At 36.3% G+C, this 23,270-nt stretch carries 22 protein-coding genes; 5 read left to right on the forward strand and 17 right to left on the reverse strand.

Translation table 11 applies throughout. From position 1 onward, the window contains the following. Positions 1 to 62 precede the first annotated feature (62 nt). The 3 genes from H3T55_RS14275 to H3T55_RS16740 all read right to left on the reverse strand — a co-directional run bounded on the left by H3T55_RS14275 (position 63) and on the right by H3T55_RS16740 (position 5,227). Positions 63 to 3,089 carry a GDSL-type esterase/lipase family protein gene (locus H3T55_RS14275; protein WP_225535282.1) on the reverse strand — a complete coding sequence of 1,009 codons (3,027 nt, stop codon included), beginning with the start codon at positions 3,087 to 3,089 and terminating at the stop codon, positions 63 to 65. A gap of 295 nt (positions 3,090 to 3,384) precedes the next feature. Beyond that, positions 3,385 to 4,122: a LytR/AlgR family response regulator transcription factor gene (locus H3T55_RS14280; protein WP_225535280.1), complete on the reverse strand. Its 738-nt coding sequence runs from the start codon at positions 4,120 to 4,122 to the stop codon at positions 3,385 to 3,387. 1 nt (position 4,123) lies between these two features. Then, a complete protein-coding gene (locus tag H3T55_RS16740; protein WP_225550213.1) occupies positions 4,124 to 5,227 on the reverse strand; it encodes a sensor histidine kinase in 1,104 nt (367 codons plus the stop codon). Positions 5,228 to 5,761: 534 nt separating this feature from the next. On the opposite strand from H3T55_RS16740, the gene H3T55_RS14290 reads away from it, so the two are divergent. From H3T55_RS14290 to H3T55_RS14310, 5 genes are all read left to right on the forward strand, one after another. Continuing rightward, entirely contained in the window at positions 5,762 to 6,490 is a 729-nt protein-coding gene (locus H3T55_RS14290; protein ID WP_225535277.1) for a MerR family transcriptional regulator, read from the forward strand. Next, a complete protein-coding gene (locus H3T55_RS14295) occupies positions 6,487 to 7,122 on the forward strand; it encodes a GNAT family N-acetyltransferase (RefSeq protein ID WP_225535275.1) in 636 nt (211 codons plus the stop codon). Before H3T55_RS14290 ends, H3T55_RS14295 begins: the two co-directional genes overlap by 4 nt. Then, positions 7,091 to 7,423 (forward strand): YbjQ family protein, encoded by a 333-nt coding sequence (locus tag H3T55_RS14300; RefSeq protein WP_225535273.1) that lies wholly within the window; start codon positions 7,091 to 7,093, stop codon positions 7,421 to 7,423. Before H3T55_RS14295 ends, H3T55_RS14300 begins: the two co-directional genes overlap by 32 nt. Positions 7,424 to 7,491: 68 nt before the next feature. Next, a complete protein-coding gene (locus H3T55_RS14305) occupies positions 7,492 to 7,938 on the forward strand; it encodes a MarR family transcriptional regulator (protein ID WP_087640518.1) in 447 nt (148 codons plus the stop codon). Between the two features lie 97 nt (positions 7,939 to 8,035). Beyond that, positions 8,036 to 9,232, forward strand: coding sequence for an MFS transporter (locus H3T55_RS14310; RefSeq protein WP_225535271.1), 1,197 nt, complete (start codon positions 8,036 to 8,038; stop codon positions 9,230 to 9,232). A 69-nt stretch (positions 9,233 to 9,301) separates the two neighbouring features. Here the strand turns inward: H3T55_RS14310 and H3T55_RS14315 are convergent, their stop codons facing one another. From H3T55_RS14315 to H3T55_RS14380, 14 genes are all read right to left on the reverse strand, one after another. Then, positions 9,302 to 9,523, reverse strand: a complete 222-nt coding sequence (locus H3T55_RS14315; protein ID WP_225535270.1) for a hypothetical protein — start codon at positions 9,521 to 9,523, stop codon at positions 9,302 to 9,304. 247 nt (positions 9,524 to 9,770) lie between these two features. Next, on the reverse strand, positions 9,771 to 10,991 hold the full coding sequence (locus H3T55_RS14320) for a glycosyltransferase (RefSeq protein ID WP_225535268.1): 1,221 nt from the start codon (positions 10,989 to 10,991) through the stop codon (positions 9,771 to 9,773). Continuing rightward, positions 10,988 to 12,238 carry a glycosyltransferase family 4 protein gene (locus tag H3T55_RS14325; protein ID WP_225535266.1) on the reverse strand — a complete coding sequence of 417 codons (1,251 nt, stop codon included), beginning with the start codon at positions 12,236 to 12,238 and terminating at the stop codon, positions 10,988 to 10,990. Before H3T55_RS14325 ends, H3T55_RS14320 begins: the two co-directional genes overlap by 4 nt. A 5-nt stretch (positions 12,239 to 12,243) precedes the next feature. After that, entirely contained in the window at positions 12,244 to 13,395 is a 1,152-nt protein-coding gene (locus tag H3T55_RS14330) for an aminotransferase class I/II-fold pyridoxal phosphate-dependent enzyme (RefSeq protein WP_225535264.1), read from the reverse strand. A 3-nt stretch (positions 13,396 to 13,398) separates the two neighbouring features. Continuing rightward, positions 13,399 to 14,739, reverse strand: a complete 1,341-nt coding sequence (locus H3T55_RS14335; protein WP_225535263.1) for a nucleotide sugar dehydrogenase — start codon at positions 14,737 to 14,739, stop codon at positions 13,399 to 13,401. After that, positions 14,732 to 16,144 carry a polysaccharide biosynthesis protein gene (locus tag H3T55_RS14340; protein WP_225535261.1) on the reverse strand — a complete coding sequence of 471 codons (1,413 nt, stop codon included), beginning with the start codon at positions 16,142 to 16,144 and terminating at the stop codon, positions 14,732 to 14,734. The genes H3T55_RS14335 and H3T55_RS14340 overlap by 8 nt, the downstream gene beginning before the upstream one ends. Before the next feature lie 104 nt (positions 16,145 to 16,248). Further along, complete coding sequence (locus tag H3T55_RS14345) at positions 16,249 to 16,923, reverse strand: CpsD/CapB family tyrosine-protein kinase (RefSeq protein WP_225535259.1); 675 nt, start codon at positions 16,921 to 16,923, stop codon at positions 16,249 to 16,251. 32 nt (positions 16,924 to 16,955) lie between these two features. Then, a complete protein-coding gene (locus tag H3T55_RS14350) occupies positions 16,956 to 17,714 on the reverse strand; it encodes a YveK family protein (RefSeq protein WP_225535258.1) in 759 nt (252 codons plus the stop codon). Then, the gene (locus tag H3T55_RS14355; RefSeq protein WP_225535257.1) at positions 17,650 to 18,804 is read right to left on the reverse strand and encodes a glycosyltransferase family 4 protein; all 1,155 of its coding nucleotides are present in this window, start codon (positions 18,802 to 18,804) and stop codon (positions 17,650 to 17,652) included. The genes H3T55_RS14350 and H3T55_RS14355 overlap by 65 nt, the downstream gene beginning before the upstream one ends. 21 nt (positions 18,805 to 18,825) lie before the next feature. After that, a complete protein-coding gene (locus H3T55_RS14360; protein WP_225535256.1) occupies positions 18,826 to 19,317 on the reverse strand; it encodes a DUF4352 domain-containing protein in 492 nt (163 codons plus the stop codon). A 78-nt stretch (positions 19,318 to 19,395) separates the two neighbouring features. After that, positions 19,396 to 20,373, reverse strand: a complete 978-nt coding sequence (locus H3T55_RS14365; protein WP_225535254.1) for an LCP family protein — start codon at positions 20,371 to 20,373, stop codon at positions 19,396 to 19,398. Positions 20,374 to 20,413: 40 nt separating this feature from the next. After that, a complete protein-coding gene (locus H3T55_RS14370; RefSeq protein ID WP_225535252.1) occupies positions 20,414 to 21,019 on the reverse strand; it encodes a NeuD/PglB/VioB family sugar acetyltransferase in 606 nt (201 codons plus the stop codon). Beyond that, positions 21,019 to 21,621: a sugar transferase gene (locus H3T55_RS14375; protein WP_318652980.1), complete on the reverse strand. Its 603-nt coding sequence runs from the start codon at positions 21,619 to 21,621 to the stop codon at positions 21,019 to 21,021. The genes H3T55_RS14370 and H3T55_RS14375 overlap by 1 nt, the downstream gene beginning before the upstream one ends. A 110-nt stretch (positions 21,622 to 21,731) precedes the next feature. Next, on the reverse strand, positions 21,732 to 23,219 hold the full coding sequence (locus H3T55_RS14380) for a helix-turn-helix domain-containing protein (RefSeq protein ID WP_225535249.1): 1,488 nt from the start codon (positions 23,217 to 23,219) through the stop codon (positions 21,732 to 21,734). Positions 23,220 to 23,270 lie beyond the last annotated feature (51 nt).

The following is a 23,270-nucleotide window of genomic DNA, read 5'->3' on the forward strand; positions in this document are numbered from 1 at the left end:
AGCAGTAAAATAGAGGTAAAAAAAACTGAGCGCAAGAACGCTCAGCTTTTTGACCTCTATTTTTATGGTTCTTTTTCAACACGTACATCGTCGACTTGGAAGCCTCTTCTGCCAGTATCCTTTCCATAAAAACCAACCCGTAATTTGCTATCTGTCACTTTAACCGTGTAATTGATCTTTTCATATTTATTGGTAGCCGGAATCGTGATACTATTTTTTTGACTTGTTTCGACTTCCATCGTGCTCTTGGTCATCGCCTGAGACAATTTGACCATAGCCGTCACTGTATAGTAACCATTCTCCAAGCCGGTAATATCTTGATAAACACGACTTTCATATGCTGAGTTACTATAAAACCAAAGTTTTTTACCACTCAACGCATCATACGTATCCACACCAAAACTGTTTGGCGGTCCCTCTGTCTTCCAGTCCTGCAAATCTAACTCAAAAGAACTGTTTTTCAAATAATTTTTAGCTGGTAAAACGCCGCCCTTCGTTAATTCCACATCATCAACGACTAGCCCGCCGGCGCTTCGATCAGAAGATTGGTAGCGGAAAGCAATTCTCACTTGATGATTTTTCACTTCAATGACCTGCGTGATTTTTTCGTAATCTTGATTAACAGGAATTGATTTTATGACTGTCTCATCCGCTGTTACTTCCATTTGAGTAGTACCTACTGCTGTAGTTCTTTTCACCATTGCTTTAACAGTATATATCCCATTGTCTAAATCTTTTACATCTTGATAAACCGTGCGATCAAAGGTACCACTCTGATAGATCCATAGTTTTTGACCACTATATGCTTCATACGTATCAACACCATAATTTCCTGTACCCATTCCTTGCCAAGGGCTATCGTCTGCTTCAAAGCCGCCATCCTTTACATAATTTTTAGGAGGCAATGTGCCGCCTTTCAACAATTGGACGTTGTCGACAACTAAACCACCTGCCGCCTTTTCAGAAAGCTTGTAGCGGAAAGCAATTTTTAATTGACCATTTTTTACTTCAACCATTTGTGTTAATTCTTTATACTCTTGGCTTACACCAATCGGTTTCACGATTGTTTCTTCTCCAGAAGTTGTTGTTTCAAGTCTTGCTGTTCCTGCCGGTGTAGTTCTTTTAACCATCGCTTTGATCGTGTAGATGCCATCATCAAGACCTGTCAGATCTTGATAGACCGTTCGATCAAAGGCGTTATCACTGTATAGCCATAGTTTTTGACCACTATACGCTTCATACGTGTCAACACCGGAATTGCCACTTCCTGTTGCTTTCCACTTCGTTTCATCTGCTTCAAAATCACCATCTTCAAGATAATTTTCAGCAGGCTTTGTTCCACCTTGAACAAGTTCAACATTATCGATCACTAAGCCACTTTCACCGCTTAAAGATTTATAGCCGAAACTAATAGAAAGCTCACCATTTTTCACTTCAACTACTCGACTGATCTTTTTGTACTCATTACTAACTGCGATCGGTTCAACTACTGATTTTCCAGCTGTTGTCAGTACCATTCTTGCTGTTCCTGCTGGTGTAGTTCTTTTAGCCATTGCATTAATCGTATAAATTCCGTCTGCAAGACCTGTAACTTTTTGTGTTACGGTTCTTTCTAGCTTGTTGTTATTATATAACCAAAGTTTTCCTCTTCCAGCATATGGCTGATTGCCGTCTACACCATAATCTGTTGTATTATCACCGCTCCAATAATTCATTCCCTCTTCAAAATCACCATTTCTTAAGCCATTTTGAGCAGAGGTTTGAGCAGAAAAGTCGATGGTTTTCAATTTGAAAAGATAATCAAAACTATTTTTATTAGGATGGATCACTTTGATAAATACATCATGGACACCAGATGCAGCTTCATTGTATAGTTTACTGTCAGTCCATGAATTTTCTTTTCTGATCGCACCTTTACCGATGATTTTACCGTCTAATGCATCTAATCGAACCTCTACTTGAACATTTCCAGAAATATTCGGGTCATAGCTCTGTGTGTTGAAGTGGATCTCACCAAGATTTTGATCAAAGTCAACATTTTTGAATGATACCCAGTCTCCATTACTGATGCCGTCTAAGTAAAACTGACCGCTTCCAGCTTCTTTTTCATTGACGATTTTGTTTGATTCATCGAAGCTTTGAGCAGAAACAACTCCTGCCAAAATTTTTTGCTCTTCTCCGTGAATTCTCTTGTAGATATTATTTGTTGAAACCGACATTCCTTTTGCAGTTGGATGTAAACGATCATTTAAATAGTAGCCTGTGTCCGGCAATCCTTCAGAGATCGTATAGTTATCGATGATACTTACATCCAGATCCGCTTCTCTGGCTGCCCGAATAACATCCGGCAGCATATATTGAAAATTATTCTTTAAACCTGTTCCCATATACGATGGTAAACAAACATAGAGAACCGCATCTTGATTCAAGGCTTTATATTCTTTGATAAAAGAAACATACTCATCTTTAAACCGCGCGTGCATGCCTTGATTCCACCAATATTTATCCCAGCTGTCATTACTGCCGAGTTGAATCACTGCCACGTCAAATGCAGTTGCCCGACTATCTGTATACTCTTTTTTGTTTTTGTACGACATAACATCTCCGCTTGAAAGTGTCGCACCAGAATGTCCAAAATTAGACACCTCATACTGTTCTCCTAAACGGTTGTTTAGCTGCGCTGGATAGGCTTGTGCACGATTTAAGCCAGCACCTTCCGTTAAACTATCACCGATCGCTGAAATTTTTACCTTGCTGCTTTTACTATAAACATGGATGATTCCTTTGACTGGTTGATTTTCAGCCGTTCTTCCCGTTACTTCATACTTCCCTGCTGAGCTAAACAGCCCATTTGGAAGAGCGTCCCATGTAACAGCGATTTCGCCATAGTCTCTATCGTCATTACTAGAGAAAAACACTTCCTCAGGTAACGTGATCGGTATTCCTTCCACCGTAATTAAATTTGTCGTAGGAATATACTTACCTGAATCTGCATGTACGGCCGTTCCAGCAAAAAACACACTGACTAAACACAACAACACTCCCCAAATGACTCTCTTTACAGTCATTTTTACTTGTTTCTTCCCCATTTCTTCTTATCCCTCCTTGCTTTAGTTAAAAACTGACACATCGATCCTACTGCATTACTTTTTCGATACACACAGATACGAGCGATGAGTCCAGCTTTTTATTCAGTTTAACTTAGCAAAAACGAACAAAATGTTTTTTTACACAGACAATTTACCTGCAAACATGAATGCTTCACAAAAGAGGAAAATGTAACGCTTACGTTTTTTGAACGTCTCAAAACAAATGAAGAAAAAAGCAGACGATCACTCAAAGCTAAGTCAATATCATCTCATCTTCATTTTTTAGCTTACTTTTTTAGAGAAAGGAACGTACTAATTTTCTTTTACGGGAAGAAACAGGAAACTCCATTTGGTTGACCATTTGGACAAATGAACCATCCTTAGCTGTCACTGAGATTTTATCCGAGTTGATAATATACCCTCTATGACAACGAATAAAAGTTTTGGGAAGCTTCATTTCAAGCTCTGCCAGAGTTGTTTTTTGCAGCATTTTCATCTGTTTTTCAGTATACAAATAAATTTTATGCCCAGCCGCTTCAAATGCAATGATCTCTTCAAGAAAAAAGGTGCCTATACCGTATCCTAAATCAACTTCTAATGTCTCCTTGATCTTTATTGCATTGATTGTCGCTAAACGCTGCTCTACTGCTTTCAAGCTATCATTTATTTTAGTTTGAAGTTGATCGACACCACTTTTGATAATAAAATCGAACGCATTGACTTTATATTGAAACGTCAAAAAAGACATTTCTATATGTGATGTAATGTAAATTAGAAAACCTAACGGATCAATTTGCCTAATTTTTAACCCTAGGTCCAAGCCATTCATCTCACTAACTTTCGCAAAATTTAAATCGAGTAAATAGATATTGATTTCATCATCTATCTGGATTTTTTGAAATAGCTTTTCAGGAGAAGTACTTGTTGCACTAATATGCATATTCCATTTAGAAAATGAACAAAAATAATCAACGTAACGTGTGATTTGTTTCAATTGTCCCTCATGATCATCACAAATATAGACTCGTACCATTTCAATCTCTCCTATCTTGAATAACTGTCAATACTTGAGAAACACACGATCCCTCTTGTGAAAAATCAAAAGATAATCCTGCATCTTTTTCAACGATTTCCCGAACGATCTCTAATCCCAAGCCGCGCCCTTCTCCTTTAGAAGAAAAGCTTCGTTCCTTCATTTTGAGAACAAGATTTTCTCCGATGGTGTTGTTAGTCACATGAAAAACAACTGTTCCCTGTGTCATATTGATCAACGCGATCTGAACGTATGGCTCCTCACATTCAAACGCACCTTCTAGCGCATTATCGATCATGATGCCGAAGATTCTTGCTAAATCAAGCGTATTCACCTGATCAACTACAATCGTTTCTTTGATTTCAATACTGATTTTTATTTTTCTTTCATGCGCCCGCATCAACTTACTGATCAAAAGTCCAGCAATCTCAACATTTTTAATATTTTTCAGATTAGAAACTTGAATAAGACTTGGTGTTACGTTTTCAAATTCGCTCATCACTTTTTGATAATAGGATTTTAGTTCTTCAATTTTCATTGATTCATTGTAAATAAAACCACCAAACCCGAGCAAAATATTCGAATAATCATGCTGGATTTTCCGTAAGTCCATATTGAATGTTTCAACATAATCAATATAAAAATATAGATCTTTTCTAATAATCTCTTGTTCTAAAAGCTTCTTTTTTGATTTTTCTTCATTGATCAATAATCTAAGGAGAAATAACAATGGCAATAAAATAATAACGAGATAAACAATCGCTAAATAAGCGAATCCAAAAACATCCTCGTATATAAAGACTGCTTCCGGCATTATTTTTACCATTAAAGCTTTCATCGGGAAATGGTCATATAGAACAATTCGCAGTTGACCATCAATTAAACCGGAAATCATGATAAAGATTCCTATAGTAGCAGTAAATACTAAAAAATAAAGCGCCAACAGCAGTAGCACTTTTTTGATTAGAGGCTGCAGTTCCAGATCGACTTTTCTTCTGCTTAGGACAGTAGAAAAAAGTAGGGAACTTAGCAGTCCGATATCTAAAACAGCTACAAACTTTGAACCAAAATGTGCAATCACAACAAGGAACAGAAACTGTATCACGTATAGCCAAATGTGCAAAAACAATGTCAGAACGATTAAAAAAAACTGAACGTCCATATCTCTTTCTAGAACACTAAAATTATAAATAGAAAAAAATAGAAATAAGCATAAAAAAACGGCATATCCAATCACAATTTGACTGTTATAATACTGTTTTGTGAATAAAGAAAAAAGAAAAAAAAGGATCCCAACGGCTCCACTGATAAAAAATAAGGGCCTTGATGTCATTCTATCTTTCATAAATAGCTTCACTGGTATCAAGTAAATGAGCAACAATAAAATTATTTTTTCAATATAAAAAAGAAGTGATGTCCAACCAAATACATTTTCAATATGTGTATAAAACACGTACATATCCTCCAAAAACAAATTAATATGATTTTACCCTGATTCAATAAAGAAGACTTGCATTAATTATACACATAAAAGAAAATAAATGTACGGTTTTTTTTACTAAAAGATTTTTTATCTCTTTCCTTGACCGCGTGGTTACCACACGATATATAATGGAAACAACCGAGGAGGAGGCTAGCTATGAAGAAATTAACAACTGGAGAACTTGCCGAACTATTTACTATCTCGAAATATAAAATCAGACATTATATTGATGAGCAGTTACTGATACCTGAACGAAATCAAGAAAATGGCTATTATCTTTTTGACGAAGCCGATATTTACAAATTGTATCAAATCATCGTACTTAGAAATATTGGTTATTCACTATCTTCAATAAAACAAGTTTTCGCCGGTTCATCTATTTTGGATTCTCTCAAGAATGCTGAGTCACAGCTACAACAACAAATCGATGAGCTAACTGCTATCAAAAAAACCGTACAAGATATTATTCAAGCCCAGATCACTTATAAGTTAGATGAGCTTATCTTTCTGAAAAAAACAACACGTTACTTTAAGAAAGCGCCCGTTGAAATCCTGATTGGAAATGAAATCGACTTACTTAAAGCAACTAAGGCAGGCTTCACTTCATTGGATAATGTGTCTTATATTTCTTCCGGCCAATCCATGATTCCTAGTTTCGAAGGGACAAAAGCAGAACATGATTACTTATTTTCTAAGGGTACGTACGGATGTAAAAGTTTTATTGTCCATGATGAATCAACGCTTGAAAGAGAAATCGATCGCTTTTTAGCTGATCCACTTTTAAACATCACAGCTACCCCCTCTGAATTGCTGATTTACGAGAATGTCCTATGTGCCTTAGCTTATAATGATGTGACTGTTTATACTCTTGAGGTGAAATTATGAACATCGTGATAAAGAAAGCGAAAGACTATCCTTTAGAACGACTGATTGAAAAAGTCACTGAACTGATTTACCAAGGATTTGAAGCAAAATTTACTGCAACATTGTTCTCCAAAGAACAAGCAAAAAAAATTACCGCTCTCTTAAGTTACTTTCTTTGCACAACAAAAGAAAATAAGTTGCTGATCGCTGAATCAAATCAGGAAATATGCGGCTGTCTCTTTTTAACGGAACAAGAAGATACCTATTACTATTTAAAACACTTGATGAAGGGGAAATTTACTTTACTAGACCGTTTAAAAATTTCTTTACTACTTACACTTCTCTCCTATAAACCTAAAAAAGGAGAATTATATATCGATTTTATCTCTATTTTCCCCCGTTATAGAAATCAAAAAGTTGGTCACCTGCTACTCTCACATTGTCAAAAAATAGCTAAACATCAACAAAAGTATTTAAGTTTATACGTTGCAAAAAACAATACACCGGCCCTTGTGCTTTACCAAAACAAGGGGTTCTTTTCTATCAAAAAAAGAACTAGTATACTTAGTCAGCTCATTGTCAAAAATAAACAATGGTATTTTATGGAATGGAGGAATCATCATGAAAATCGTCACGACCGAAACAATTACTAATACAACTATCCTTGATGTAAAAGGAACAGTATTTAGCGAACAGGTTATCTCAGTCAATATTGTAAAAGATGCATTAAGCGGCATTAAAGGACTGTTCGGTGGAAAATCTTCAGCATATTCAAATGAATATGCTGAAGCTCGTAAGACTGCGCTAACAGAATTAATAAATAAAAGCTCATCATTGGATGCCAATGCAATTCTTTCTTTGAAGGTCAATTATGACCAATTTATCAACTCCGATATTTTATTGATCATTGTTACAGCTTACGGTACAGCTGTAACGATCGAGCCAATATACTAACCTTCTGATTTTTGTTGCAAAAGAAACAAAAAGCTCCTATACTAAAGAAAAAGTATAAAGGAGTTCGCATGGATAATAGACAACAATTGATGAGTGAACTGATGGATCTCTGTAATGAAATCATCTGGCTCAATAAGCCGGAATTAGAGTCTGCTTTAGCTGGCTATACCTTGAACGAAATCGAATTGATCGAACATATTGCTCTTATCCCTGAAGCAAATGTCACAAAACTTGCTGCGGCAAGCTACATGACTCGTGGTGCTATCAGTAAATTGACCAAAAAATTACTCGCTAAAAATATCATTCAACGCTATCAAAACGAAGATAATAAAAAAGAAATCTATTTTGAACTAACAAAAAAGGGGCAAGAGATCAATACGATTCATCAGCAATTGCATGAAGCATTTTTGATACGTGATCAGGATGTTTTCGCACATATGACGAAAGAAGAATTTGATACGATTTTCAGATTCATCGGTCGATATAGACATCACCTAAAAAATATCACTAAATAAGTGGTATTTTTTATTTTCGTTTTTGTTGACAAGGAAACAAAATGAGGTTAAAGTAATATTGTTTCCTAAGAAACAATATTGCTAAAGGAGAAATTTAATGAATCATTCTATCAATAAACATGCGTTGATTTTTGGCTTTACTACGGTCTTTTTGACTGGATTGGGTTTGACTATCGTTAGTCCAGTATTGCCATTTTTAGTTTCTGATTATACAAAAGATCCTAGCAAACAGGCAACGATCGTCACCTCACTAATGTCGATTTATGCTTTAGCCGTTTTTATCGCTGCACCTATTTTAGGCTCTTTAAGCGATCGCTACGGGCGTCGACCTGTACTGATCCTCAGTTTGTTAGGTTCAGCATTGGGTTACATTATTTTTGGCATTGGCGGAGCTCTTTGGGTCCTTTTCCTAGGCCGAATCATCGAAGGAGTGACTGGCGGAGAAATCTCTGCGATTTTTGCTTATTTTGCAGATATCACTCGTGAAAAGGAACGAACAAAATACTTTGGCTGGATCAGTGCGCTCGTCGGCGTCGGAACTACATTAGGTCCGATCATCGGCGGTACTCTGGCTACATTTGGTCATCGAGTTCCGATGTACGCTGGAGCTGTTATTACCTTATTAAACGCAGCTTACGGGTATTTTTTCATGCCGGAAAGTCTCGTACAAGCAAAACGTACACCTAAATTGAAGGTAAAACAGCTTCACCCATTTGGTCAATTGTCCAGTGCATTCTCTCTTCTGCCAGTCAAATGGTTATTGCTCACAGGCTTTCTTGTTTGGCTGCCAAACGGTTCACTACAAGCTATTTTTTCTCAATTTTCAATCGATACATTCACTTGGCAGCCTATTCTTATCGGACTAACTTTTTCGATCATCGGCATACTTGATATCTTTTCTCAGGCATTCATTATGCCGCGTCTATTGAACATCATGCCGGACAAATCTATTGCTTTAGTAGGAATGATCAGCGAACTCATTGGGTACTTTTTTATTCTCTTATCAGCGTTTACTACGTACTCTTGGTGCTTCATTTTAGGGATGATTTTCTTTGGTTTAGGTGATTCTGTTTTTGGCCCTTCTTTCAATGGAATGTTGTCAAAATCGGTCAGTGCAAGCGCGCAAGGTCAAATCCAAGGCAGCGCGCAAAGCATGCAGGCACTAGCTCGCGTGATTGGGCCATTGCTAGGCGGACAGTTGTATGCTGTATTCAGTCATGCAATGCCAGCCTTTATGGGTATTTTATTGATTGGAATCGCCGCTTTTGTTTTAAGAGCATCTGCAATCGAATGAAGCGCTTTCTGTGATATGAAAATAAATCCACTATAGAATTCCCATTATCTATCCGAATTTTTCGTTGATTTATCTCTTTTTTAATTGGATGATCGTTGTTGTTTTTCCTAAATCTGATTCATATTTTTTTTGAACGGAGTCCATGTATTTTAAGCGGGATGAGAAAATAATACGCTCCTTATTTGTAATTTCAATTTCCGATTTTCCACAAACACTGCTGATCACTTGGTCCATAGGCAATGTATGTGTTGGAACTTGCTGAAGCAAGTCAATAATAGCTGTTTCTTCCAAAATCGTTCTCCTTTCTCTTTGCATTAGAGATATTTAAATGTCAAAATGTCTCTAATGCTATTTTAAACAAAAATCTAAAAATATTTTAATCAGATTACTTAACGAGATATGTCCAATTTTGACTATATTTTTTAGAGAAAGATAGTTGTTTTAGCTATTTTAGCAAAAATGTTTCAACTGCTTTGATTCAAGGCAGTTGAAACATTCTCTCTTTTAAATTCATCTTTTTGATTGTATTCAATAGGACTCATTTTACTTGTTTTATCTTTTGGCTTAGCTGTTTATTCAATTGATGAATATCAAAATGATCATGGATAGATTTTACAGCATTTTTACTGATCTCAAGACGCTCCTTATAACTCATCTTCAAAATGTCTGCGATTTTTTCCGCTAATTGTTCTGGTGAATTTTCAGGGATCAGCCAACCGTTATAATCATCTTTGATCAGCTCTGGAATTCCACTATGATAAGTAGAAACGACTAATTTCCCAGTAGCTAATGCCTCCATCAATGAAACTGGAATGCCCTCCATATCTCCATTTTCAGCTTGTTTGCTTGGTAATAAAATGATATCTGCTTGTTCCATAAATGCTTTGACTGTGTCTTGATCTTGCCACCCCATTAGCTTTACGTGATCCACGATATCGAGTTCATTGATCAACTGCTTCAGCATTGTATGGAGTTCTCCATCGCCGATGATGTTCAATTGAATAGCGTGTCCGCTTTCTTTTAGTTGCTTGACAGCCAAGATTGCATCATCGATTCCCTTTTTTTCCGTTAAGCGTCCCACGATCAATAAGCGGATTGGCTGAGTAAAATCTGATAGTTCCACCTTAGCAAATTTTGTCCTATCGACACCCATATGGTGAACGTCGATTTTGTCTTTCGGAAATCCTAGTTCTAGCAGACGCTTTTTCCAATTCTCACTGATTGGTAAAAAGTGTTGATTTGCCTGATGTAAGGGTGCATAAATTTCTTCGCCAAATCGTTTAGTAAAACCTGTAATATCGTTTCCGTGAAAAAAGCTCAAAATGGGTGGGAAATCGATTTCAGGATTCGCTACCTTGATGATTTCAACCAGCAGTGCATTAGAACCATAATGACAAATAATTGCTTCCCAGTTCATGACATTTTTCGTTATATATGATTGAAAAAGTAACGGTCGGAAGCTATAAACAAATGTCCCGTACACTTTCTTATTCAATAGATCCGCAGTTTTTCTTACACCGATCCGCGCACTTTCTTTTGCAACTAAACGTAATTTTTTGATTTTGTTTGCCGGTACATCGATATAAGTCACCTTATCCATCAATTGATAGCGCTCAACATCTGGATGATACGGAGGGGTCACTTTTTTGGTAGATACTATTTCAACGTCATATCCCTCATCGATCAATCCAGTAATTTGATTCAATATAAATGTTTCAGACAATGCTGGAAACGAGGAAACCAAAAATAGAATCTTCATCTTTTTTCCTCCATTAAACTACTACCTTTTATTAATGTATCTTTCAAAACTTTCTCCAATTGCTTCGCCAACTCTTCTCGATCATACAGTGTTTCAGCCAAATATCTTGAACGCTTCCCCATCTGAAAAATTTCCTGATTTGATAGATCAGATAATTTTACTAATAGATCCGCTAGCTCTTGCGGCTTTTTAGGATCAACATAAAAACCATTTTGATTTTCTTCTACTAGCTGCTTCATCCAGCCTTTGCAATTGACAATAATAGGTCTGCCAGCAGCTAAGCTATCAAAAAATTTGTTTGGTGAAGCCATCTCCAAGACTGGATTATCTGCAACTGACATCATAGAGGCATTTGCACCGGAAAAATAGGCAGGCATTTCTTTTTTCGTTACCGTTCCAGTAAAAATTAGATTATTTAAGCCATATTTTCTGGCCCTTTCTTTTAATTCCTGCTCTTTTCCACCTTCACCAGTCAAAACGATTTTTATCTCTGAATAGTTATTTTCCTGCAAAATCCGTGCTGTCTCAACTAAATAATCTAACCCATTGATAACCCCCATAGAGCCCCCATGAATCAATACAAATTCGTTTGTAAGATTGTATTCTTCTCTAAAAGACGTCCCAGAAATAGTAGGTGAAAAAAGGGTCAAATCACAACTATTTGGAATGACGGAAATCTTTTCAGCTTTGATTCCGCTTGCTTTGATCCCTTCTTTCATCCCATCAGATAAGGCAATGAGTTGACCAGCTTCCTCATAGGTTTTTTTCTCTATTTTTTTTAATATCTTATAAAGAAGATCATTGTTCAAGTACCCAAGCTGACGAGGAGCTTCCGGCCATAGATCTCTGACTTCAAAGACAAACGGGGTTCTGCTTTTTTTTGATAATATAAGAGCAGGAATTGCGATCGTCAAAGGAGTCGAGGTCGCTAAAATAACATCGTACTCATCGTTCGTTACTTTCATAAGTGAGGAAAAAATCAAAAATGAAAGGAAGGAACCGATTCTCCTTAGCTTCCCGAAACGGTTGTCATAGCTATTTTTAATCGTCTTGACTTTGATTCCATCAATAATATGCGTTTGGCGACGTTTATGCGTGCCTTTCGTCACATGCTCAATTTTAGAATCCCCAGTCAAGACTGTTACCTCATGTCCCATTTCAGTTAAAAGACGAGAAAATTCATAGGATCGTGTCCCAGTTGCACTTTCTCTTGTCGCAAAGTATTGATGGATATATAAAATTTTCATGATTGCTACTCATCCTTTAAAAATTGCTGAATCGCTGCAATCACTCTGTCTTGTTCACAATCACTTAAACGACTTCCAGAAGGCAAACACAATCCTTTTGCAAATAATTGCTCAGAAACTGGTTTAGTCCTAGCCTCATTATAAAAAAAGTCGATCGCCAAATTTTTAAAAACAGGCTGTTCATGCATGGGGTTCCACGTCAATCGGCTTTCAATATTCTGAGCTTTAAGATGATCCATCAATGCTTTTGGTTCAACTTTTGATAATAAAACAACTGATAACCAACGATTCGAGCGAACATATTCAGGATCTTCCGGTATCATCTGAATATGTTTCATATCAGCAAAAGCTGTCTGATACTTTTCATATACTCTTCTTCTAGAAGTAATCTTATCTTCTAAACTCACTAACTGGGCTCTACCGACTCCAGCTAAAATGTTGCTCATACGGTAGTTATAGCCGATTTCTTCGTGGAGATAATAGGATTTATTGGATTTTGCTTGTGTAGATAAATAGTTGATTCGTTTTGCCATTACTTCATTATCTGTCACGACCATGCCGCCACCAGATGTTGTAATAATTTTATTTCCATTGAAGGAATAGACTCCTAGATCACCAATTGTTCCAGCATGGCCTAACTTCTCATGGACTGTCCCCATTGCTTCACAAGCATCTTCAATCACTAAGATATGATAGTTCTGACAGATGTCGATAATCTGCTCCATCTTTGCTAACTGTCCATAGATATGCGTGACCACAACTGCTTTAGGTCGGCGATTTTGAGCACTATATTTTTTTATCGTCTGTTCTAATTGTTCCGGATCCATATTCCACGTTTCTTGCTCAGAGTCTACTAAAACAGGGATTGCTTGCTGATATAAAATAGGATTCACAGATGCCGTAAATGTAAAATCAGAACACAAAACAATATCACCTGCTTGAACATTTGCAGCAATCAACGCAAGATGCAGTCCTGCTGTACCAGAAGTAACTGCAACGGCATAACGACTACTGACATAGTCAGCAACTTCCACTTCAAATCGATCAATATTTTCTCCAACTGGAGCAATAAAATTTTTTTCAAAGGCATCATTTATATACATTTGTTCTTTTCCAGTCATGTCAGGAGGCGATAATAAAATAGGTGTCTCTTTCATGTTTTATCCCCCTATCGTAAAAATCTTATCCTGTAATTCCCCTGCGTGCGCTTTCCATGAATAGCGCATATCCACGATCGTTTGGCTTTCTTCTAAAATTTTGTCGTAATCGAAGATATCATGTTTAGTTAGTACAACTACACAGTCATATTCTGAATAATCGATCATAGTATTCATCCTCACAGCTATTTGATTTCCCACTTTGTCTTTAAATGAAGTCACAAATGGATCTAGAACATCCAACTGACAATCTTTTTCATTCAAAATTTCATAGACATCTAATGCAGGTGATTCTCTTACATCATCAATATTACTTTTATATGCCATTCCTAAAAGGAGAATTTTAGAAGATTTTATTGACTTACCGATTGAATCCAATGCTTCTTGCACTTTTTCTACTACTTTATACGGCATGTTCATATTGATCATTTGAGAAAGTTCGATAAACTGGCTGAAAAATTTGTCTTGCTTTCCTTTCCAATGAAGATACATAGGGTCTAAGGGAATACAATGACCGCCTACACCAGGTCCTGGATAAAACGGCATATAACCAAACGGTTTCGTGCTAGCTGCATCGATCGATTCCCAAATATTAACACCCATTCGATCGCACATCAAAGCCATTTCATTCACAAAAGCAATATTGATGCTGCGGAATGTATTCTCAAGTAATTTACTCATTTCTGCAGTTTCAGGAGAAGATACTGGAACGATTTCATCTAAAACATCTTCATACAATTTTTGAGCGATTTCTGTGCTGGCTTCTGAAATTCCTCCGATGACTTTCGGTATTTGTTTTGTTTGGTACATTTCATTGCCTGGATCCACTCTTTCCGGTGAAAAACAGACAAAGTAATCTTGATCCACTTGGTACCCTGCTGCAGCAAATCGATCAGCAAGAAGCTCTCTCGTTGTTCCTGGATACGTCGTGCTCTCTAAAACCATCAACAATGGTTGACCGTAATTATCAAGTAGTTGGTCTATTGTCGTTTCAATGTAACTGATGTCAGGCTCTTGATTTTTGTTCAGAGGGGTCGGCACACAGATACTCACTGCATCTAACGTCTTGATTGCACTAAAATCTGTTGTTGCAGTGAAATTCCCTGAATCAATTGAATCGTTCACTACTGCATTAGAAATATCGATAATATGCGACTGTCCTTGATTTAGCGTTGCAACTTTTTGTTCATCAATATCGATCCCAACAACTGAATAGCCCTCTTGAGCAAATTCCATCGCTAAAGGAAGCCCCACATAGCCTAATCCAATGACTCCAATCTTCATTTCTTTGGTTTTTACTTTATCTAAAAATATATGTTTTGTTGCATGAATCACTTTATGCATAATGAATGTACTCCTTCTTATAGATGGTCATGTTTAGCAGCTTTTCTTTTATTTTTTCTGAATCTTCAATCAATAACTTTTGAATCATCCAATCTATCTCACTTCTTGAGTAGGGAACTTGCGATTGACCACAGTAAAACCGATCGTTTATTTCCTGCATCGCTTCTTGCTCTTCAAAAAGTTCTTCCTTAATTTTTTCACCATTCCTCAATCCAGTGAACGTAATCTCTATTTCTTGTAAACTCTTTCCTGATAATGTGATCATTTTATGTATGATATCAATAATTTTTTGAGGTTCTCCCATTTTTAAAATGAAGATTTCGTTTCCTTTAGCCAAAAATCCTGCTTCAATAACTAATTGACTCGCTTCAGGGATCGTCATAAAATAGCGTTCCATTTCTGGATGTGTAACTGTAATTGGCTTATTATTTTGAATTTGACCCCAAAAAAGTGGGATTGCACTACCACGGCTTCCTAAAACATTTCCAAAGCGTACAACGGAGAAAATTGTTTTTGAAGTTGTTTCATTTTCCAGTTGCACTAACCATTCAGCAATTTTTTTTGTTGCACCCATGACAGATGTTGGATGTACAGTTTTATCTGTAGAAATCATAATAAAACGTTCCACAGCATTTGCCGCTGCAGCCTCAACCATATTTTTAGTCCCTAACACATTATTTTTGATTGCTTCTTTGATATTCATTTCCATCATAGGGACATGTTTATGCGCTGCCGCATGATAAACGATATCAGGAGTATATGTCTTAAAAACTTCTTCTATTCTAGTTTGATCCTGAACATCAGCAATAACCGAGCATATATTGTTGATATTTTCTTCTTGTAATTCTTTAGCAATGACATATATACTATTTTCACCATGACCTAATAAAATAATTTTTTTGGGACCACATTTCGCTACCTGCTTGGCAATCTCCGAGCCAATCGAGCCTCCAGCACCACTAATCAAAACAACTTTTTCTTTAAATTGTTTCGACAATTTTTGATAATCCAATTCATTGACCTCACGGTTTAATAGATCAGAATATTCAATAGAACGTTCCACAATTGGATTAGCTCCATTTTGAACAATATCCGAAATTTCAGGCAATAATTGTGTTTTTATTTCTAATTCAGCACACTCGTTTAGCAATTCTTGCTTACGCTTTTGCTCTAACGTAGGGATTGCGACAATAATTCGGTCAACTTGATTTGTTCTACACACTTCTTGTATTTGGTCCAGTCCCCCTAGGATGAAGTTTTGTGTTAGTACATCTGAAACATCCTTAACTACGTCATCAAGCATTCCGACTAATTGAATGTTGTGCTCTTGATTGATTGAAAAATGAAAAGCAAGCAATTTCCCAGCTTCTCCAGCACCTAAAATCAACACTCTTTCTTTAGACATATTTTTTCACCCTTCCTTTTTCATCTTCTACACAAGTAAATTTATTTCATTCCTCTCTTCCTTTTTAGTAGCACTAGCATTACTTAAAATCGATCAATCACTATCTACTTATAACCATATCTCTTACGGTCTTTTTTGCTGAATTTTTTAAAGTTCAATACCATACCTAAAACAGAAGGGTTGATCAATTTAATACTTTCTAACGATTCTTCAATATCTGACTTTTTAGTCTGACCCTCTCTTACCACAAATAAAACATTTTTAAATATCGATAGAATAGTCTTTGTATCTGGAGATAATCTGACTGGAGGACTATCGATAATAATTAAGTCAAATCTCTCTAATGCCTGTCTGATTTCCTTGATCATAAGTGGTGAAGCCAAAACCTCAGAAGGATTCAATGATGACCGTCCACAAGGAATAAAAGACAGGAAATTGTTTATAAAAACTAGACAATCTAGATAAGAAACATGATCTTCATACATGTTGGAAACACCTGGTTTGCCCACCGATCCAAATTGCTTAGTGAGACGTGGTCTATGTAAATCCATGTCTATGAGCAGAACTCTTTTTTTTGATTCTGCAAATGCTAATGCAACATTCAATGCACAGTAACTTTTCCCTTCCCCCTGATTGGCTGAAGTCAAAACAAAAATTTTTTCATTTTTCGGTCCCATTTGATAATCGATATTTGTTTTAAGATCTCTAAAAGCATTCGCACTCAAATAGTCCATATTTTCAAACGTCTTTTTCAAACGGCTAGTTATCCTTTTTTCCACGTCGATTATTCCTTTCTTTTATCTATTTAGAATCAAAGGTGCCACCAAACTTGCCTCTTCCTGCCATTTTTATCTTGTGTATGTTCATCTTCTGGAATAATACCTATCGTTGGAAAACCAAAGCTGCTTAAATTTTCTGAATCTCGAACTACATTTTGGCTAAAGAGTTCAATCGTCACGACCAAAATACCTCCCCATATTCCCATAAAGAGTGCAATAAGATAGGCGCTTTTAGACTGAACTCTAGTTCCTTGCCCTGCTGGATTCAAGATGATCAATTGATTATCTGGGAATAAATCAGCTAAATAATCTTTGGTTGTTGTTGCAATCGTATTAGCTAATTCTTGTGATTTATATGGAGAATTTGCGGTCATCTTCAGATTGACAGTCAGTGAATTTGTATCACTCGATAAGAGTAGGTTTTTTCTCAATCTTCCAGCAGAATCTTCTATTTTCGTGTTTTTTCTCACTGCTTCTAAGACAGTAGTACTTTTCATCACGCTCATATAAGTGTTCATCAATTGGATATTTAAACGTATATTGGCATCATTTGTTGTCTCTTCACTATTTTTTTGTGGTAAGATCAATAATTCAGTAGAGGAGCGATAAGTTTTTTCTTCGAAAAATGTTTGCTTGATATAAACTAAAGAAACGAATACACCCGAAACTAACACAAGTACATACCACCTTTTCAATATCCGTGAAAAAAATTTTCTCAGATTGATTTCACTGTTCAATGACTTTGTCCTCCAATTCTCTATAAAACGATAGCAATTTTGTTTCTTCAACATGCCAATTATATTTTTCTCTAAACTGTTGTTGTGAATGCCGTCCATACTTTGTGCGAGTTTCTGGACTATTCGCTAATTGTTCAATTTTTTCTATAATTTCTTGAACATCTTGCGGATCACATGTCAAACCACATTGATTTTCGTTCACAAATTGCTGCCATAGTGGAAAATTAGAAATAATCATTGGTAAACCACTCGCCATGTATTCGAACATTTTTGTTGCTAACGATTCTTGGTAGTTTGGGACAGGATGTAATAAACACAAGCCAATATCACTTTCTCGGTAAACCGTCCATATTTCAGCATATTCTATATATGAATGAAGTGTCACTAACTGCGTCATATGTTGTTGAGCGATGTATTTCTCAATGTCTTTTTTTAACCCCTCATCTATTCCGCCCGCTAAAGTCAGGTGTACAGCTCTTGTTTCGCTTAACACTTTAACTGCTTGAAGCATTTCCCAGATTCCCCTGATTTCAGAAATTCGACCAATGTAGACTAGCTTCAATACATTCGAATGTGCAAACAAAACAGTAGGTAATTCTTTATCTTTCATTAAAGGATAATTATAGATATCTATAGACTTCCCTTCAGCAATAATGTCCGGGTAGTAGCTTTTATAGCTTTTTTCAGCAAAGATCACACCATTGACCTTTTTTAACAGCTGCCGTTCAACCACTTTTGCATACTTGGCCATGATTGGACGTAGCCATTTCGGCAGCCATTTTTTGGACTTTAAAGATTTCGGAAAATTTTCATGCATGTCATAAATCAAAATCGCTTGTTTTTTATTTCTTTTGATGAAAGGTGCTAACAATAACAGCTCCGGATCATGAAAATGATAAAAGACCGCATCACTTTTCAATACATTCTGATATAATTTACGCCATAGTCGGAAACGTCCACTTCTTCCAGCTAATTGATGCAAAAAGAGATGCAACCGATCAGCTGCATACTTTTGACTATCTTCTTGGGTACCCACTGCGTAAAAATCTACCTCATATTCTTTAGATAAACTTTGGGCTTCTTTAAAAAAAATCCTAGCGTCTTTCCATGGATGTATGGAACTATACATCATCACCTTTTTCATACAAACAACCATTTCCCTTCACTACTTTTTATCTAACGGGGAAAACTTTGTTTCCCATTTTAGTTGTTCAGTAGACTGGAATGGGTTATAAACGATCACGCCATAGTTCATATCATTTGGAATCGAATAATAGCCTTTTCCTTCGAGTGTTTTTTTTGCTGAGACTGCATCTCCAAAATTATTTTCATTCCCAGTAAAAGCGTATTCTTTCCCATCTTCTCCGACAATTACAAAATCACCTGTGCCGATGCTTTGGTCTTCATCCGTAATATTTTTAGCTCTCACATCTAGCTCTACCGTGCGCTTTCCTACATCCGTGTTCAATTCATTTTCAACGATTTTGGCAGAAATTATTGTCACCTCAAAGTTCTCTGTACTTTTAGTCTTCTTCAATTCTGAAACGATCGTTTTGCTTTCAGAAGACTCTGTAGTTTCTATTTTTGCATTTGAACAGCCTGTAACTATTCCTACTATCACGCTGCTTAATACGACTAATTTGATGATTCTCTTCATATTGTTTTCTTCCCCCAAAACCATTTTGATAGTACTACCTTTTATTCTTTTAATAATCAACGCCGTTAGTCAAAAAGACTACTCTTTTAACGAGAGATCCTCATTTAAGTTCAAATTCTGTAATAATTGATTTCTTTTAGTCTGTAATTCCTCTAATGCGATTTGCTGATACGCCAATCCGTCCCCTGTATCCAAGCCTGTCCCTTGAAGCTGTGTATTTTCAATGGTCATGAAGGCCGTTCGATATTCTAGTGCAATTGTTTGTAAATCCAACCAACTAAAATCAGATTTCATATTTTTTTCAAGCACATAGAGGATATCACGGTAGCGTACTATAACAGACGGCTGGATCAATTTACTTCCAATTCCCTGAACAACCAGACGCTGACGCTCCTGCCGACCATAGTCGCCTACAGGATCTTCTTTTCTCATTCGACAATAGATCAATGCTTCTTTCCCGTTGAGTGTTATTTTTCCTTTTTTGAATGTGACCGCTTTATCTGTAAATTCAAATTTATTCATCACCTCAATACCCTCTACGATATCTACCAAGTCTTCCAATCCTTGCATATTCAATGAAATATATCGATCAACAGGCAGCTGCAAAAATTTTTCTACTGTGTTGACCGTCATCTCAGTCCCCCCCTTCTCATAGGCCTGGTTTATCTTTTGGTTTATGTCCAATCCAACGATTTCTGTATATGTATCTCTAGGGATACTCATGATTTGAGTTTGCTTCTTTTTAGGATTTAAGGTGGCATACATTATAGTATCTGAGCGCCCTTGCTCCATACGTTCTTTGTATCCTGAGTCGATTCCTAATAATAAAACAGAGAATGGTGCTTTTTCTTGTAGATTAATATAATTCGGCCGATAATTACTTTTTCCTTCTGTTCGAACCGCCTCATAAGTTTTTTCAAAGCTGGATGAAATATCATGATAGAGGAACAGCAACGATCCGCCAGCAACGATCAGTACACCCAAAATTGAAAAGCAAACAATTTTTAGAATCTTTTTCAATGACTTATTCCTTTCTGGATTCAAAGCACGTGGCATCCGAGTCCTCTTTCTATCGCTAAACTAGAAAAAAACAAACTTACCTTGCCGGCACACCCATTACCGTCTGATTATTCGAGACATTTTTAACCACAACGCTGCCGCTTCCTACTAAAACATCCATTCCGATCGTTATCCCAGGGTTGACTACAGCCCCAGCTCCGATTAACGATCCACTGCCGACAGTTACATCTCCACATAATATTGCTCGGGGAGAAATGTTACAAAAAGCTGAGATAATGCAGTCATGTTCGATAACCGCTGCTGTATTTAAGATGCATCCTGAATGAATCACGGCAGCACTATTGATCACTACATTAGCTCCAATCAAGGTCCCTGGAAAAATAGCGGTCTGCTTAGAAACGATAGCCGAAGGGTCAATAAGTATCGCCCAGCGCAAGTTTTTATAACATTCCATGAGCTGTCTTCGGACAAAGATATCCCCAATAGCGCAAAAAAATTCTGTCTGATCTTTGTTATAAGTAAGCACCTGCTCAATGCTATTTTGCTCAATATCTCCAATTTTATTCTTTTCTGTATATTTTTCATCCAAAACCGCAATAAGTTCATAACAACCCATTCTTTGTGCGATTTCTCGGACAACTTTGGAATGACCTCCATCGCCGATAATGACAAGTGATTTCATCAATAGTCTCCCGTGAATTTTTTCATTGTACAGTTTGCCGTCTGATTGATGCCTTTTCTCTTTAGGACGTATAAAGTTGTTTTGAGCAAAATCTTCAAGTCAAAAGAGAAGCTTCTTTTATTGATATAATCAATGTCTAGCTGAAATTTCCTTTCCCATGGTAATTCATTGCGTCCATTAACCTGAGCCCAGCCAGTAATTCCAGGTTTCACATTGTGCCGTTTTTTTTGTTCCTCACTATATAACGATAAATATTCTGGCAATAGCGGACGCGGACCGACCAAGCTCATCTCACCTTTTATCACATTGATCAATTGAGGCAGTTCATCCAGACTTGTCTTCCGAATAAATTTACCTAACTTAGTCAACCGTTGCTCATCTGGAAGTAATGCTCCTGAGCTATCTTTCAAGTTGTTCATCGTTTTAAATTTATAAATCGTAAATACTTTTTCGTTAAGACCAACTCTTCGCTGTTTAAAAACGACGTTTTCATCTAATCTAATATAAATACATATACCCACCACAACCATGGGAAGCAAAAAAAGAACCAGTGCAGTAAATGCACATATAATATCCAACAGCCTCTTCAAAAATGTATACATCATCCTATCCCCTCAAAAGAATTCTCTTCAATTAATATAAACGATTATAAAAAGTCTCAATAATCATTTTCTATTAGATAGAAATTTGATTTTTGAATACCATTTAGTTATTAAAGAGACTGTAGCTTCTTATCCAAGCGTCTCATTGTTTCATGTGTTGGAATGTTTTCTATATTGATGATTTTTACACTTTTAAATTGTTCCTTGTGGTCAAGCTCTCTTAGTGGAATATTGGTCAACAACACATCTGCTTGACTAACATCTGATAGATCCTCTATGAAAAACAGTTCACAATTATATCTGATACCGAGCCAAGCATCTATTTCTTCAAGAACCATTTCTTTCATTATTTTTGGTGCATCTAGTTCAATGATGATTGTGTACTTTTTCTCGTAAAGGCTTATTCTGCCAACCAAAGCTGCAAGCCATTGATAACGAATAGATAAATACCCTTTTTCTTTGAATAGATCTAAATTGCTTCTTTCAATTAATCCATTAAGTGAGTAATCAATTCGCTTTTTCATTTCAGGATACTCTTCCGAATATGCATCTCCAACATACCCATTAAGATCTGCAGAAAACTTTTTAAAAATATCTACATATGTATGAAAAATAATACTGTAGTCCATAAATCTAGTGAGCTTCTCTTCTGGAATCTCAAAGATTTCTTGTGTAAATGCTTCTTTCAACAATAAACTGGCCTGATAGGCCCTAGTTTTCTTTTTTTTATGAAATTCTATTAGTTCAGGATAATTTAGAGAAAATATACGTGTAGAGAAAATCAAGTAATAGAATGGTATCTCATCATTCGATGTGTTCAATCCGCCATTTTGATCTTTCATAATTTTCGTAAACTTATTATATAAAGGACTATCCTCTATGTATTGCCACCATTCCTCTTTGATATTGACAAAATTTCCTCTCCTTGTCCGGATAATACTAACTGCCAAAAAGTACATGATCTGTCTATGTGTCACTGTGTTAAATTTGATATTCAAACGATCAGCGATATCTTGTACAATACTGTGAATGATTTCTTCATTCACGTTAGGAAAAGGCCAAGTTATTCCAATAAACAGTCGCCAATAGAACATATTCATAAGAGCTCGTATTTGACTCTCTTCTCCTTCAAGGGTTGCATCTTCTCGTTTGATAGAAATATCATATTTTGCCAAAACTGCTCGCAATTTTGTGATTTTTCGTCGAACTGTTGCTTCACTTAAAAAATGTTTCTGAGAATATTTTTTTACTGTTTCAAATTCGCCATGAAAAATACTCCGCATCAATCGAATAGTATAAGTATCTTCAAGCAGTGAAAGCTGAAATCCTTTAATACTAATATCAGCTGCTCGATTCAAACGCAGCCCTTTCCCTTTAGAGGCTGATAAAGTAATGCGTTCATCCCCATAAGCCTCGATATCTTCAGCCAATTTATTTGCTATTCTTAATATGGCATTCGAATTAGTCTTTAATGTTTTACTAATTTCTCCTGTAGAAAACCAACGATCTTGCGAGTGCAATAATCGAATCAATTCAAACTCCAACTGTACCGAAGAATCAAACAACCTATACCTTCTCACACTATCAAATAAGTCCATATACTTCTCCTTTTCTTACTTTTTATATTTCTTTATATGTGTTTCTAATAT

This window comes from Enterococcus sp. S22(2020), assembly GCF_020295385.1.
GTDB lineage: Bacteria > Bacillota > Bacilli > Lactobacillales > Enterococcaceae > Enterococcus_L > Enterococcus_L dunnyi.